This window comes from Burkholderia sp. AU32262, assembly GCF_020419985.1.
Taxonomy (GTDB): Bacteria; Pseudomonadota; Gammaproteobacteria; order Burkholderiales; family Burkholderiaceae; genus Burkholderia; species Burkholderia semiarida.
The window spans coordinates 232,169-246,648 of the sequence record NZ_JAIZRS010000001.1 but is presented as its reverse complement, the minus strand read 5'-3'; the positions used below and the strand labels follow the sequence as shown (position 1 = coordinate 246,648).

Sequence of the window (14,480 nt, the reverse complement as noted above, 5' to 3'; positions counted from 1 at the left end):
CTACTCGTCGCGCAGCGCGTCGGCCGGCCCGCGCCGGTTCAGACGCTGTAGCCGATCCGCAGGACGCCCCATGGCCGTCCGCCGACGACGATCGGCGCGGACACGTCCTTCATCAGCGCGAACTGGCCGTTGCCCATGTCGCGCCGATAGGTCTGCAACAGGAACGGCTTGTCGTGCGACACGGACATGCGCGCCGTCCGGTCCGTGTAGATCCGGCGATTCCGTGAGTTCGCCGCGTTCCAGGCGGCGTCCGCGCGCTGCGGCAGCGAAAACTTCCGGTTGTGGGTCGGAAGGTAGCACTGCCGGTCGAAACTCGCGCAGTAGACGATCCGTTCGTCGAGATCGAGCACCGGTTCCTGGATGGCCGGCAGCACGCGATCGGTGAACGCCGTGAAGCGCGTCATGAACTGCTGCGGGTCGGTGCCCGGAATCGGTTCGTAGTGCGTGTCGAAGAGCGCGTCGAGCGCGATATCGCCGCGGCCGACCGCGTCCTCGAATAGCTTGCTGATCGCGGCGGCCGTGCTCCGCGCGGTGTCGATCAGGCGCGTGTCGGGCGATTCGATGCCGGTCGCGGCCGTGAGCTCGATCAGCGTTTCGGAAACGGAGAGCAGGTTGCCGAGCCGGTCCTTGGCCTGCGAGAAATTGTCGGCCGAGTTCTCGACGCCGGACGCCATCTCGCCCACCTGCTCGTCGAGACGGTGGCACTGTGCCTCGATCTCGTCCGTCAGCGATGCGATCTGTTCGGCCTCGCCCGCGAGCTCGGTGATCGCGTGCCCGGTTGCGTGCACGACCTCGCCGATCGTGCGGGTGCCCTCGCGCACGCGGTGCGCGCGGGCGGCGTTGTCGGTGCCTTCCGCGAGCAGGTGCTCGGTCTGCTCGGCGAGCCGCGCGAGCGTCGTCTCGATCTGGGCCGTGGCCTGCCCGGTCTTCGCGGACAGGTTCTTGACCTCGGCCGCGACGACCGCGAAGCTGCGGCCGGATTCGCCGGCGCGCGCGGCCTCGATCGCGGCGTTCAGCGCGAGCAGGTGAGTCTGTCGGGCGATCACCGAGATCTCCTCGGAGACGGCCCGCACGTGATCGAGCGCGTCGCGCAGCGCGCCCATCTGGTCGCTGATCGTGGTGACGCCCTCGACGAGGCCGTGAATGTCGGCGAGCGACGCCTCGATCGTCTGCTGCGACTGCCGGACCGCGTTCGATGCGTTGGCGCTGACGTCGCGCACCTGCTGCGCGGCCTCGGCGATCCGGTGGTTGCCGCGCAGCGTGAGGGCGGCCGATTCGCGCAGCGTGTGGCAGACCTCCGCCTGCCGGGCGACGCGGGCCGCGACTTCCTCGACGTGGCCCGATACGTCGCAGATCTCGATGCCGAGCCGGCCTGCCTGCTCGGCGATGTCGCCGACGAGCGCGCGCGACGAACGGCGGCCGCGGCCGATTCCGAAGAAGTTCACGTTGGTGGGTCTCCTTGAGGCATGCGCGCCGGGCTCCCGGCGGATATTGGGCGTGCGTTCCTGACTTGACGGCAGCACGGCCGCGGACTTGAGGCCGGGTAAACATCGAGATCGGCATGCGGGACGGCCGGGCGGGCGCCGTCCAGGACGCGTTTGCGCCGCGTTGCCGTCGCGGCCGCGCCGAGATCCGGCGCCGAACGGGCGGCGCGCGGCGGCCGCCCGTGTACACGCGTTGCGTCAGAACACGTGGTGGATGCCGGCGTTGACGCCGACCGTCGTGCCCGGCAACCCGTACAACGCGCCGCCCGTGATGCCGAGGCCCGTGTTCATCGCGCCGTGGTTGTTGACGACGCCGACCTGCGCATACAGGCCCGTGCGCTTCGACAGGCTGTAGTCGGCGCCGATCGCGGCAAGCAGCGAATGATTGTGCGAATCGTTGCGGTCGGTCGTGTACCACGCGCCGGTGTTCAGGTCGAGCGCCGGCGTGACGCGATAGTCGAGGCCGGCGCTGTACACGTTGTTGCTGAACGAGCCGGCGACCTTGTAGCTCGTGAACGACGCCTTGCCGGTCACCGGCCCGAACGTGTAGGCGGCGCCGATCGTGCGGCCGACGAACGCGACCGTGCTCGGCACCGGCGTCGGGGACGTGCCGCCGTTGCCGTCGTAGAGCGCCGCGTTGAGCATGAAGCCGCCGTTCGTATAGGTAAGGCTGCCGGAATACTGGCGTCCCGCCTGGAAGTCGCCGGCCTTGCCGCCGAAGCCGAACATCGCGCTGGCCGTCAGCCCGGCGATCGTCGGGCTCGTGTACGAAATCGCGTTCGGGTTGAAGAGGCCCGTGACGAGTACGTTGTCGACGTACGGCACCAGCGCGGCGCCGAAGTGCGAGACGTTGCGCGGATCCGATCCGAGTATCGCGAGCACGAATGGCGAGAACTGCAGGCCGACCTTCGTTTCGCCGAAGCCGCCGTCGATCCCGACCCACGCCTGGCGGCCGAAGAAGTTGCCGTTCGAATGGCCGAACGCGCCGTCCGTGATGTTGAAGCCGCTCTCCAGCTTGAATTTCGCGTGCAGCCCGCCGCCGAGATCCTCGGTACCCGTGATGCCGAAGTTGGTCGGCGTCATGCCCGTGTCGGTCAGCGCGAATTGACGTCCGGCGTTGCCGGCGGTTGCCGAATCGAGCGATCGACTCGTATAGAGCAACGCGGCGTCGAGGTCGCCGTACAGCGTGACGCTGCTCTGCGCGAAACTGCTCGTGCTGGTGGCCGCACCGAACAGCGCCGCGCAAATCGTCCATGTCTTGCTCTTCATCGTCTGTCTCCGTTTTGTGAGTGTTGTAATACGTACAACTAATTGAAAAGGCGGCGAAAGCGATGCGAGCCGCCTGCATGCCGTACCGTCGGGGAACGCACGGCGATGCCTGTCGCCGGCGCGAAGGCGGCCGCGAGCCCGGCGTGGGAAACGGGATCGCGGCCGTGCCGCGGCGCCGCGTTGAAGCGATACGCCCGCCGTGGCGGGCGATGTCACATCGAGCGGTTCAACTGCTCGAGGATGGCCGGATTCTCGAGCGTGGACGTATCCTGCGTGATCGCCTCGCCCTTCGCGAGCGAGCGCAAGAGGCGCCGCATGATCTTGCCCGAGCGCGTCTTCGGCAGGTTGTCGCCGAAGCGGATGTCCTTCGGCTTCGCGATCGGCCCGATCTGCTTGCCGACCCAGTCGCGCAGCGCCTTCGCGAGCGCCGCCGCTTCGTCGCCTTCCGGGCGCGAACGCTTCAGCACCACGAATGCCACGACCGCCTCGCCCGTCGTGTCGTCCGGGCGGCCGACCACCGCCGCCTCGGCAACCAGCTCATGCGACACCAGCGCCGATTCGATCTCCATCGTGCCCAGCCGGTGGCCCGACACGTTGAGCACGTCGTCGATCCGGCCCATGATCGTGAAGTAGCCGGTCTCCTTGTCGCGCACGGTGCCGTCGCCAGCCAGATAGAGCGTGCCGCCGAGTTCTTCCGGGTAGTAACTCTTCTTGAAGCGCTCCGGATCGCCCCAGATCGTGCGGATCATCGCGGGCCACGGGCGCTTGACGACCAGAATCCCGCCTTGCCCGTTCGGCACGTCCTGGCCCGTCTCGTCGACCACCGCGGCCATGATGCCCGGCAACGGCAGCGTGCACGAACCCGGCACGGTCGGCGTCGCGCCCGGCAGCGGCGTGATCATGTGGCCGCCGGTTTCGGTCTGCCACCACGTATCGACGATCGGGCAGCGCTCGTGGCCGACGTGCTTGTGGTACCACATCCACGCTTCCGGATTGATCGGCTCGCCAACCGTGCCGATGATGCGCAGGCTCGACAGGTCATAGCTCTTCGGATGAACCTTGTCGTCGGCTTCGGCCGCCTTGATCAGCGAACGGATCGCGGTCGGCGCGGTGTAGAACACGGTCACCTTGTGGTCGCCGATCATCTTCCAGAAGCGCCCGGCGTCCGGATACGTCGGCACGCCCTCGAATACGACCTGCGTGCCGCCGCACGCGAGCGGCCCGTATGTGATGTACGTATGGCCCGTGACCCAGCCGATGTCGGCCGTGCACCAGAACACGTCGTCGGGTTTCCAGTCGAAGGTCCACTTCATCGTCTGCGCGGCCCACAGCAGGTAGCCGCCCGTGCTGTGCTGCACGCCCTTCGGCTTGCCGGTCGAGCCCGACGTATACAGGATGAACAGCGGATGCTCGGCGCCGACCCAGGTCGGCTCGCAGCGGTCGGATTCGCCGTCGGTCAGCTCGTGCATCCACAGGTCGCGGCCCGCGTGCCAGTCGATCTTGCCGCCGGTGCGACGATAGACGATCACGCTCTTGACCGCTTCGCAGCCGCCCAGCGCGATCGCCTCGTCGGCGATGCTCTTGAGCGGCAGCGTCTTGCCGCCGCGCGCCTGTTCGTCGGCGGTGATGAGCGCCACGGCGCCGACGTCGACGAGCCGCTCGTTGAGCGATTTCGCGGAGAAGCCGCCGAACACGACCGAGTGCGTCGCGCCGATGCGCGCGCAGGCCTGCATCGCGACGATGCCTTCGATCGACATCGGGATATAGATGACGACGCGATCGCCCTTGCCGATCCCGCGTTTCTTCAGCGCATTGGCGAAGCGCGACACGCGTGCGAGGAGGTCCGCATAGGTGACGCGGGTGACGGTGCCGTCGTCGGCCTCGAAGATCACCGCGACGCGCTCGCCGTGGCCGGCTTCGACGTGACGGTCGAGGCAGTTGTACGACGCGTTGAGCTCGCCGTCGTCGAACCATGTGTAGAACGGTGCGTTACGCTCGTCGAGCACCTTGGTGAACGGCTTGTGCCACGTGAGGCCTTCGCGCGCGAGCCGCGCCCAGAAGCCTTCGTAATCCTGCTCGGCCTCGGCGACGAGCGCGCGATAGGCCGGCATGCCGGAAATGGTCGCCGTCTTCTCGAGCGCCGCGGGCGGCGCGAACTGACGGGTTTCGTGAAGAACCGATTCGATCTTGGACAAGCGTGTCTCCATGCGTTCGTGTGATTCCTGCTGCGCTCGTGAAAACGCAACATGCATGCCAGTTGCGCGACCGGGGCGCGACTGCGGCGAAAACCGCGGCAGTCGGGCGGGTGGCACCCGATCCGATCGGCCCTGCGGTGTTGCGAATGACGGCGCGAGGCGGCGCGGCGTTCAAAAATGCAGCAGGTCGTGTTGCAGTCCTGAGCAGTGGATGGGCGAGCCGGCAGGCGGTCGCCCCGGCATGGCCGTGTCAGGCGAGCAGTGAACGCAGCGCCGGCGCGTGCCGGAATTGCCGGATGCGTTCGAGCGCCGCTACCTCGAGCTGGCGGACGCGCTCGGCCGACAGGTTCAGTTGCCGGCCGATCTCGCGCAGCGAATACTCGTTGTCGACATCGATGCCGTACCTCAGGCGGAGAATCCACGCTTCGCGTGCGGGGAGGCGGTCGATCAGTTCGGCGACCGCCGTGCGCAACTGACCGGCGCTCGCCGCTTCTTCGGGCGTCGGCGCGTCGGGGTCGATCGTGACGTCGCACAGCGTCAGATCGTGATCGGGCGAAACCGGCAAATCGGCGGAGATCGGCTCGCGCACGATGCTCATCAGCTCGCGCACCTTGTCGACCGGCAGCCGCATCTGCGTGGAGAGCACCCGCGCGTCGGCGACGTCGCCAGTCCGTTGCCGGTGGATTCGCGCGAGCCGCGACAACTTGTTGAGCGTATCGACCGTATGCGCGGGTACGCGTATCGTGCGCCCCAGATCGGCGAGCGCATGCGTGATCGCCTGCCGGATCCACCATGTCGCATACGTCGAGAATTTGAAGCCGCGCCGGTGGTCGTAGCGATCGACGGCCTTCATCAGGCCGATATTGCCTTCCTGGATCAGATCGGGGAACGGCAGGCCGCGATCGGCATAGCGCTTGGCGACCGACACGACGAGCCGTAGATTGCTCTGGAACAGCTTCGTTCTCGCGGGTTGCATCGCACGCTCGATACGCGAGAGCCGCGCATCGAGCGCAATCGCGATGTCGAGCGGCAGCGGAGACTCGGCGGCCAGGCGCGCGAGCGCGGTGCGCGCGTCGATCAACGCCGGCGCGTGGCGGGCGAGGGCGGTCGCGCAATCGGGGTGCGCGGCGCTGTATGCGTGTAGCCACGCGCGTACGTCGTCGCACCGCGTGAATAGATCGTGGCGCGTGGAATCGACGCGTATGCCCGCGGCGGCCAGCGTGTCGACGAGCCGTTTTTCGAATGTGCGCGCTTGCGTCGCGCGCTCGCGGTTCGTCTGTCCGATGCGTTCGATCGCGCGCGAGGTGAAGCGGATGCTGCCGGTCAACGCGCCAGTGTCGCGCAGCAGCGCGCGGTAAGTCGCCGACTCGAAACCGTCCGCTCGCAATGCGTGCTGCATCGCCGATGCCAACGCACCGGCACGCTCGAGCGCCCCGACGACCGTATCGCGCCACGCCGGGCTGTCGAGGGAAAGACCGGCGTCGTCGTCGGGCGCGGGCGGTGCCATGATCGGCTCGTCGGACGACATCGTCGCCGCATTCGCGGGCGGCTCGGCTTCACCGGCGAACCCCGTCACGTAAGCCGATGCCGCCACCTTGCCGGCGCGGACGTCGTCCGCGATCGCCGCGACGACGGCGAGTGCCGCCGGATCGCGGCTCAATGCGTCGACGCATGCGGCGCGGCCGCTTTCCAGACGAAGCGCGAGCGCGATTTCCTCGTCGCGTTCGAGCAACGGCGTCGCGCTCATTTCCCGCAGATAGAGCCGGACCGGGTCGTTGGTCCGGCCCGCGAGCAGGTCGTCGGCCGCGAGCGGCGTCGACGCGTCGGCCAGCGTCGACGCGACTTCCGTCACCTGCGAAAAATGGCCGTCGAGCGTCCACGCGGTGCGCGCGCCGGCATGCTCGCGTACGTCGATGCCGAACTCGCGCAGCATCGACGCTGCTGCGTCGAAATCCGCGCCGTCGGCCGCATCGTCGGGCAGCGCGTCGGCGATTTCACCGTGCGTCACGTAGCCGCGATCGAAGCCCAGCGCGATCAGCGCATGCAGATGCGCGGCGCGATCGGGGGCCGCGCCGCGACGCGACACGCCGTCGCGCTCGCGAGCGGGCCCGGCGTCAGGCGAGCTTTGCATAGACGTTGCACCAGCCTTCGGCGGCAACCGTCTTGCCCGCGAACATCGGGCACGTACCGAAGGATTCGCCCGCGGCAGCCTTGTAGAAGCGGCAGTTCGAACACGTCTGGCCAGCCTGATACTTCGGGAACTTGCCTGCGTCGACGGCGGCCGCCTTGGCGCGGTAGCCGAGCGTCTTCGCCGTCGCATCGTTTTCGTCGACGGGCGGGGCGGCCGCGAATGCACGGGGGCCGGCCGCGAGCGCGGCGCACAGGCCGGCGGCCTGAACGAAGAAGGTTCTGCGATGACGGGAGATCATGATGGGGTCCTGAATGAAATGAAAAGAAAAAGTCCGGCTCGCGCGCCGGACAAACTGCCCGGCGCGGTGGTCGATCGAAACGAAGGTGGGCGGGCGGATTACTTGCGCGGCCCGGCGATGAGCGGCGCCTTCGATGCGTTGGCGATCTCGGCGGTCAGCTTGCTCTTCGACGCGTCGTAGCCGTTCGAGTAAAGCAGGAACGCCATCAGGTCCTCGTACTCCTGTGCGGTCATCTTGCCGGGGCGATCGGCGGGCATGTTGCTCGACATGTACAGGAAGATGCCGCCGACCGTGATATGCGACTTGCCCTCGGGCGCGAACGATTCTCCGCTCAGCGCGGGCGCGGTATTGCCCTCGAGCTGATCGCCGTGGCATTTCGCGCACGCGTCGCCGTAGAGCTTCTTGCCGTGCTGCACCTGTGCCTGATCGAACGACGGGACGCCGCCGCCTTCGCTCGTCGACACCTTGATGAAGCCGCTCCTTGCCGGCCGCTGTGCGGACGCGATCGCGCCGTCGAGAAACCGGCCGGGCACGCGTGTGGCGGCTTGCGCGATGTCGTCGGGCAGCGTCCAGCCGCGCGTGAGCGACGCGAGACGACCGTTGCCGCTCATCTGCGACAGCGTGGCGTCGATGCGCTTTTGCAGTGCGTCCTTGCCCGGCCCGAACGCGAACGACAGTTGCCAGTCGGAGTACGGCGACGACGTCGCCGCGACCTGGAACCGTTGTTTCGGATGGGCTCGCTCGTACGCGACGACGCTCGGATACCAGACGATCGCGCGCTGCGCACGGCCCGCGGCGAGCGCGCCGATCGTTTTCTCGCTGGTGTTCTCGAGGTCGAAGCGGGCGTTCGTCTGCTGCGCGGCGATCAGTTGCGACGGGCTGCCGTACGTGGCCGCGATCGTTTCCTTGGCGCCGGTCGGCGCTGGCGCGTCGCGCAGCGACACGCTGACGTAGCCGGAGCGCAGATAGCCCTGCGAGAACGTCATCCTGGATCCCGACGCATCGGCGATCGCCGAACGCGGGAAGCCGGCGATCACGTCGCAGTCGCGTTCGAGCGATTTCGTCAGCTCGCTGGCGGAGATGCCGTCGTCGTCGCCGTTGTCGTCCACGCCGTGTTTGTTGAAGGTCGCGGCGATGCCCGCGGCGCGGAATACTTCGCGCGCAACGGAGCGGTCGAGCGCGGTGGTCGGGCTGCCGGGCAGCGTGCAGACGCGCACGCCGGCCGACGCGGCTGCCGGTGTCAGCGCCACGCCCACGGCGAGCAGACTGGCGACGGTAACGGAAGTGAGGCGAGTATTCATGATCGTATGTCCGGTTGAAGCAGGTGGGACGTCGCGCCCGCATCGGGCGCATGCGGGCGCGACTCGGGCGTGGCGCGTGTTCAGTTCAGCGCGAACACGTACAGCGTGCCGCCGCGCGGAACGTCCTTCGCGATGTCGGCCATCGGGCCACCCCAGATCGGGTTCGCGCCGCCGTAGCCGGCGAGCACGGCGACATATTCCTTGCCGTCGACTTCATACACCGACGGTTGGGAAATGATGCCGCTCGCCAGTTGCGGGCTTTCCCACAGCACCTTGCCGGTCGCCGTGTCGAACGCGTACAGGTGGCCGTCGAGCGAGCCGCTGAACGCGAGGCCGCTCGCCGTGGTCGCGACGCCGCCGTTCCACGGCTTCTTCGACCAGTGGCTCCACAGCTTCTTGCCGGTGTTCACGTCGATGGCCGTCAGTTCGCCGTAGCCTTCGCTGCCCGGTTCGGGCTTGATCTCGAAGCCTTCGCCGAGATACGGCAGGCCTTCCATGTAGCTGACCGACTTGCCGGTCAGGCTCATGCACGCATGCAGCGCGGGCACGACCGCGATGTTGCGTTCCTGGTCGTACGAGATCGACCACCAGTTCTTGCCGCCGAGGAAGCTCGGGCACGTCTCGATCGTCGTGCCGGCCTTCGGGAACTTCGATGCGTCCTGGATCGGCTTGCCGTCGGCCGTGTAGCCGGTGACCGACAGCGCTTTCACGAACGGCGTCGCGTAGATCAGCTTGCCGGTCGTGCGGTCGATCGCATGGAAGAAGCCGTTGCGGTCCGCGTGGATGATCGCGTCGTAGTCCTTGCCCTTGTACTTGATGTCCGCGAGGACGGCCGCGTTCACGCCGTCGTAGTCCCACGTGTCGTTGTTCGTGTACTGGTAGTGCCACTTCAGGTTGCCGCTCTTCGCATCGAGCGCCAGCAGCGAGTCGGAATACAGATTGTCGCCGGGGCGCAGCGCGGCGAGCCACGGGCCGGGGTTGCCGACGCCCCAGTACAGCGTGCGGGACGCGGCGTCGTACGTGCCGGTGAGCCACGCGGCGCCGCCGCCGTGGCTTTGCATGCCGTCGGGCCAGGTTTCCGCGCCCTTTTCGCCGGCGGCGGGGATCGTGTAGCGTTTCCAGACCTGCGAGCCGTCCTCCGGATTCAGCGCGGCGATGTAGCCGCGAATGCCGTATTCGCCGCCGGACGTGCCGACGACGATCGCACCGTCGATCGCGAGCGGCGCGAGCGAGAACGCGTAGCCGAGGCCCGGCTCGAACATCTGCTTCTTCCACACGAGATTGCCGGTCTGCGCGTCGAGCGCCGCGACTTCGCCGTTCAGCATCGCGATATAGACGTTCTTGCCGTACAGCGCGACGCCGCGGTTCACTACGTCGCAGCACGCGGTCTTGAACGAGGCCGCGCCGAGCTTCGGCTCGTATTTCCACAGCTGCTTGCCGGTCTTCGCATCGAACGCGTAGACGTTGTCCTTCGGCGTCGTCACGAACAGATAGTTGCCGTTGACGATCGGCGTGGCCTCGAAGCCCTGCTTCAGGTCGGCGGGGAACTTGTATGCCCACACCTGCTTGAGATCCTTCGCGTTCGACGTGTCGATCTGCTTGAGCGGCGAGTGCGAGCGGCCGTCGTAGGTGCGGTAGTAGGTCAGCCAGCCCGGATCGCCGTGCGCATCGGTCAGGCGCTGGTAGGTCACGGCCGGGTAGTCCGCGGCCGCTTCGACGAGGCCGGGGTTCAGCGCGACGGCCGCCGCCGCCGCGATGCCGATCGTCGCCAGCCGGCTCGCTGAAGCCGAGAGTTTCTTCATGGTTGTCTCCTGAGTCATTGTGGTCGCACCGCCGCGAACGATTCGTCGCGCCGGCACGGTTGGGGTTTCCGGGCCGAGTGCACTGTCCGTTACGCAAGTCGCATGCCATCGGTGTCGCATGCCGGTATGACGCGGCATACCGGCGTATCGCAGGGGAAGCACGCAAGGGCGGTTCGCGCCATCGCGTCGACGCAGGTGTTGCATTCAGGTACACCGTCGCGCGCGAAGTGTTGCCAAACATGACAGGTGGCGCAGCCCGCGCAACAGCGGCGAGTCGGTCGCCCACATTGGATACCGACGCGATGTGCGGCGCAGCGCGCGCCACGCGTGCTCGCGGCGCTGGCACGGTTCTCGCACGCCGGCTTCGCGACAACCCGTCGCCGCGCGATGCCTCGCACGCGCCGGCGGAACATGAATGCGGAGACAACGTAGATGATCAGGAGACCAAAGGCCGCCGCGCGCGACGCCGCGACGCGGCGCGGCCGGTGTGCGCGATGCGTCGGCACGGCCCTCGGCGCGCTCGCGCTGGTCGGCTTGCCGGCCGGCAGCGTGTGCGCGCAGCCGCAGGCGGACGGAGCCGCGCTCGAGCCGGACGTCGTGCTGCCCGCGGTGGTCGTCGTCGGCACCACGCCGCTGCTCGGGATCGGCACGCCGCTGTCGAAGGTGCCGGCGAACGTGCAGACGGTGCGTGCGGCGGAACTCGACGCGCAGCACCGCGCGACGCTCGCCGATTTCTTCGCGGCGAACCTGCCGAGCGTGACGATCTCGGATGCGCAGGGCAACCCGTATCAGACGGACGTCAACTATCGCGGCTTCACCGCGTCGCCGCTGCTCGGCACGCCGCAGGGGCTGTCGGTGTTCGTCGACGGCGTGCGCGTGAACGAGCCGTTCGGCGACGTCGTGAACTGGGACATCCTGCCCATGCAGGCGATCGACCGCGTGCAATTGATTCCGGGCTCCAATCCGGTGTACGGGCTCAACACGCTCGGCGGTGCGCTCGCGATCACGACGAAGGACGGCAGGTCGAATCCGGGCGGCGAAGCGGAGGTGTCGGGCGGTGCGTGGGGCCGCAAGAGCACCAGCGTCGAGCAGGGCGGCACGATCGGCCCGAACCTCGACTACTACGCGACCGCGAACGTCGCGAACGACGGCGGCTGGGCCGACCATAACGCGAGCCGCGTGCGGCAGGCGTTCGGCAAGCTGCGCTACACCGATGCGGACACGACGCTGTCGCTCGCGGCGGGCGGCGCGGACAACACGCTGTCCGGCTCCCAGACGATCCCGCGCTCGTTCCTCGACAACCGCAAGCAGGCGTATACGTATCCGGACCGGAACCGCAACAGCGCCGGCTACCTGACGCTGTCGGGCGACCGCTTCTTCGGCGAAAACGTCGAATTGAGCGGCAACGCGTACTACCGACACCTGCGCAACACGAACACGAGCAGCAACAACAATACGGATTACGGATCGGTGGACGAGGACGGTACGGTCGACACGGTGCAGGGCAGCAACGCGCAATCGACGATCGTCACCGACAGCTACGGCGGCAGCGTGCAGCTGACGCTGCTCGGCAAGCTCGGCGGGATGGCGAACCGGCTCGTCGCGGGCGTCTCGGCCGATATCGCGAACTCGAGCTACGTCGCGTCGTCGCAGGACGCGTCTTTCACCGATGCGCGCGCGGCGCTCGGCATCGGCGATTTCGTGCAGCAGACCCGCGCCAAGACGCGCAACACGAATTTCGGCGTGTACCTGAGCGACGCGCTGTCGCTGACGCCGCACTGGACGCTCACGCTGTCGGGCCGCTACGACTGGTCGAAAGCGCAGATCGGCGACGAGAGCGGCGTGCAGCCGCTGCTCGACGGCAACCACGTGTTCTCGCGCTTCAACCCGGCGGTCGGGCTCAACTGGAACCCGGTTCCGGGTTTTACCGCGTATGCGACGTACAACGAAGGCATGCGTTCGCCGACCGCGATCGAGCTCGCGTGCGCGGACCCGGCCGCGCCGTGTTCGCTGCCGAACGACTTCATCGCCGACCCGGCGCTCAAACCCGTGATCTCGAGGACGCTCGAGGCCGGCGTGCGCGGCCGCATCGGCGCCGCGACGACCTGGAGCGCCGCGGCCTATCGCACGACATTGACCGATGACATACAGTTCATCAGCAGCCCGGCCAGCGCGCAGGGCTATTTCCGCAACGTCGGCGATACGCGGCGGCAGGGTATCGAGCTCGCCGGCCGCACGCGGCTCGGCCCGCTCGGTGTCGGGCTGTCGTACAGCCATGTCGATGCGACCTACCGTTCGTCGTGGACCGAACACAGCCCGGCGAATTCGGCGGCCGACGCGAACGGCAACGTGACGGTCAAGCCGGGCGACCGCATCCCCGGCATTCCCGCGCATACGGTGAAGTTGCGGCTGGACTACGCGGCAACGCCTGCATGGGACATCGGCGCGAACGTCACGTGGCGCAGCGGCGTGTACGCGCGCGGCGACGAGAACAACGGCGACGTGAACGGCAGGATCGCGGGCTACGTGCTCGTCGATCTCGACATGCGTTACCGGGTCACGAAACGGTTCGAGGTATTCGCGAGCGTGACGAACCTGCTCGACAAGCGCTACGCGAGCTTCGGCGTACTCGGCCAGAATTTCTTCAACGGACCGAACCACACGTTTGACGGCGCCAACCCGGTGAACGAACCGTTCGTCGGGCCGGGCGCACCGCGCGGCGCGTGGGTCGGCGCGCGTTATGCGTGGGATTGAGCGTGTCGCCGCGTCGTGACACCAACGCGCGCGGGCCGTCACGTGAACGGCGCTGTCGCGAACATTGCGTTCACCGCGCGTGCGATGCTGCGCGCCAGCGCCGGGTCGCTTGCCAGATGCCCGGCCTTCACGCATTCGATTCGCGCTTCGGGCACGGCTCGCGCAAGGCGCTCGACGTTGCCGACCGGGCAAACGGGATCGTGTATCCCGTGCGCGGCGAACAGCGGCACGTGGGCCCGTGCGGCCCGTCGCGCGAGCGCGAGCACGCGGCGCTCGCCGAGCCAGCAATCGTGTTGCAGGTAGTGCGCCTGGATCCGGTATTTGTCGATCAGCCGGCGGATGGTCTCGTTCGAACGGACCGCGCGCATGGGCGAGCGGCGCGCGCGTGCCGACGCGAGGATCGCGCTTTCGTATGCGTGCCACGCGAGCGCCACCGCGCGCTGCCGGGCCGCGCTCGCGCCGTGGCGCAATCGTTGCGCGCAGCGCGACAGCAGGCGATCCGGCCGGCCCCCCCCGGCCGCTGCATTGAGGCGCCGCCATTCGCGCGGGGCACGCGTGCGGGACGTCATGAAGAGCCCGCGGACTTCGCGGCGCGACGTCAGGAACAGGCCGCGCAGCACGACGCCCGTCACCCGTTCCGGATGCGTGCCCGCATACGCGAGTGCGAGCGCGGCGCCCCACGATCCGCCGACGACGCCCCAGCGTGTCACGCCGAGCTGTTCGCGCACCGCCTCGAGATCCGCGATCAGCCGCGCGGTGTCGTTGTGACGCGTGCCGCCGCGCGGTGTCGACGCGCCCGCGCCGCGCTGGTCGACGAGCACGACGCGCACGCGGGTGAGGTCGAACAGCCGCAGGATGCCGGCCTGGCTGCCGCTGCCGGGGCCGCCGTGCAGCACGACGACCGGATGGCCGCGCGCGGCGCCGGCCACGGTGAAGGCGATCGATTGCGCATCGCGGCGCAGGCGCCAGCGAACGGGCGTGGGCGGCGACGCTGGCGTGTCGGGCAAGACCCGCATGGCGGGCGGCGGCGTGGATCGAATCGGGCGACGCGTCATGTCGATAGGGTTCGGGCGGAATCGGGGGGCGTAATCGTCGGCGGCCGGACGGTCGCCCGGCCCGCCCTGCGACAAAGCGAGAAGCGCGCCAGCCGCGAGGATCCGGATTCGCACGGGTAGTCACGCGCCGGGAAATCGCGGTATCACGCAGACAGGCCGTCGCGCGACGCGACACGCGCCGCCGCGCCCGG

At 68.4% G+C, this 14,480-nt stretch carries 9 protein-coding genes; 1 reads left to right on the top strand and 8 read right to left on the bottom strand.

Annotation, left to right across the window (positions count from 1 at the left end):
• Window positions 1–38 precede the first annotated feature (38 nt).
• The 7 genes from LGN10_RS01010 to LGN10_RS00980 all read right to left on the bottom strand — a co-directional run bounded on the left by LGN10_RS01010 (window position 39) and on the right by LGN10_RS00980 (window position 10,480).
• Window positions 39–1,445 carry a methyl-accepting chemotaxis protein gene (locus tag LGN10_RS01010; protein ID WP_059575353.1) on the bottom strand — a complete coding sequence of 469 codons (1,407 nt, stop codon included), beginning with the start codon at window positions 1,443–1,445 and terminating at the stop codon, window positions 39–41.
• Between the two features lie 237 nt (window positions 1,446–1,682).
• On the bottom strand, window positions 1,683–2,753 hold the full coding sequence (locus LGN10_RS01005; RefSeq protein WP_226221254.1) for a porin: 1,071 nt from the start codon (window positions 2,751–2,753) through the stop codon (window positions 1,683–1,685).
• A 212-nt stretch (window positions 2,754–2,965) separates the two neighbouring features.
• Complete coding sequence (gene acs, locus LGN10_RS01000) at window positions 2,966–4,948, bottom strand: acetate--CoA ligase (protein WP_060968616.1); 1,983 nt, start codon at window positions 4,946–4,948, stop codon at window positions 2,966–2,968.
• Window positions 4,949–5,198: 250 nt separating this feature from the next.
• Window positions 5,199–7,079 carry a sigma-70 family RNA polymerase sigma factor gene (locus LGN10_RS00995; protein WP_226221252.1) on the bottom strand — a complete coding sequence of 627 codons (1,881 nt, stop codon included), beginning with the start codon at window positions 7,077–7,079 and terminating at the stop codon, window positions 5,199–5,201.
• The gene (locus tag LGN10_RS00990; protein WP_059583268.1) at window positions 7,063–7,377 is read right to left on the bottom strand and encodes a high-potential iron-sulfur protein; all 315 of its coding nucleotides are present in this window, start codon (window positions 7,375–7,377) and stop codon (window positions 7,063–7,065) included. The genes LGN10_RS00995 and LGN10_RS00990 overlap by 17 nt, the downstream gene beginning before the upstream one ends.
• A gap of 98 nt (window positions 7,378–7,475) precedes the next feature.
• Window positions 7,476–8,678 (bottom strand): c-type cytochrome, encoded by a 1,203-nt coding sequence (locus LGN10_RS00985; protein ID WP_059583266.1) that lies wholly within the window; start codon window positions 8,676–8,678, stop codon window positions 7,476–7,478.
• 80 nt (window positions 8,679–8,758) lie between these two features.
• On the bottom strand, window positions 8,759–10,480 hold the full coding sequence (locus tag LGN10_RS00980; RefSeq protein ID WP_059583265.1) for a methanol/ethanol family PQQ-dependent dehydrogenase: 1,722 nt from the start codon (window positions 10,478–10,480) through the stop codon (window positions 8,759–8,761).
• A 432-nt stretch (window positions 10,481–10,912) separates the two neighbouring features.
• Here LGN10_RS00980 and LGN10_RS00975 point away from each other — a divergent pair, with 432 nt between their 5' ends.
• Window positions 10,913–13,234, top strand: coding sequence for a TonB-dependent receptor (locus LGN10_RS00975; protein WP_226221250.1), 2,322 nt, complete (start codon window positions 10,913–10,915; stop codon window positions 13,232–13,234).
• A 38-nt stretch (window positions 13,235–13,272) separates the two neighbouring features.
• Here the strand turns inward: LGN10_RS00975 and LGN10_RS00970 are convergent, their stop codons facing one another.
• Window positions 13,273–14,289, bottom strand: coding sequence for an alpha/beta fold hydrolase (locus LGN10_RS00970; RefSeq protein ID WP_413227130.1), 1,017 nt, complete (start codon window positions 14,287–14,289; stop codon window positions 13,273–13,275).
• Between the last annotated feature and the right edge of the window lie 191 nt (window positions 14,290–14,480).

Coding starts and splice junctions, on each gene's coding strand:
- LGN10_RS01005 (WP_226221254.1), bottom strand. CDS start 2,753: ATGAAGAGCAAGACATGGACGATTTGCGCGGCGCTGTTCGGTGCGGCC.
- LGN10_RS00995 (WP_226221252.1), bottom strand. CDS start 7,079: ATGCAAAGCTCGCCTGACGCCGGGCCCGCTCGCGAGCGCGACGGCGTG.
- LGN10_RS00990 (WP_059583268.1), bottom strand. CDS start 7,377: ATGATCTCCCGTCATCGCAGAACCTTCTTCGTTCAGGCCGCCGGCCTG.
- LGN10_RS00985 (WP_059583266.1), bottom strand. CDS start 8,678: ATGAATACTCGCCTCACTTCCGTTACCGTCGCCAGTCTGCTCGCCGTG.
- LGN10_RS00980 (WP_059583265.1), bottom strand. CDS start 10,480: ATGAAGAAACTCTCGGCTTCAGCGAGCCGGCTGGCGACGATCGGCATC.
- LGN10_RS00975 (WP_226221250.1), top strand. CDS start 10,913: ATGATCAGGAGACCAAAGGCCGCCGCGCGCGACGCCGCGACGCGGCGC.
- LGN10_RS00970 (WP_413227130.1), bottom strand. CDS start 14,289: ATGACGCGTCGCCCGATTCGATCCACGCCGCCGCCCGCCATGCGGGTC.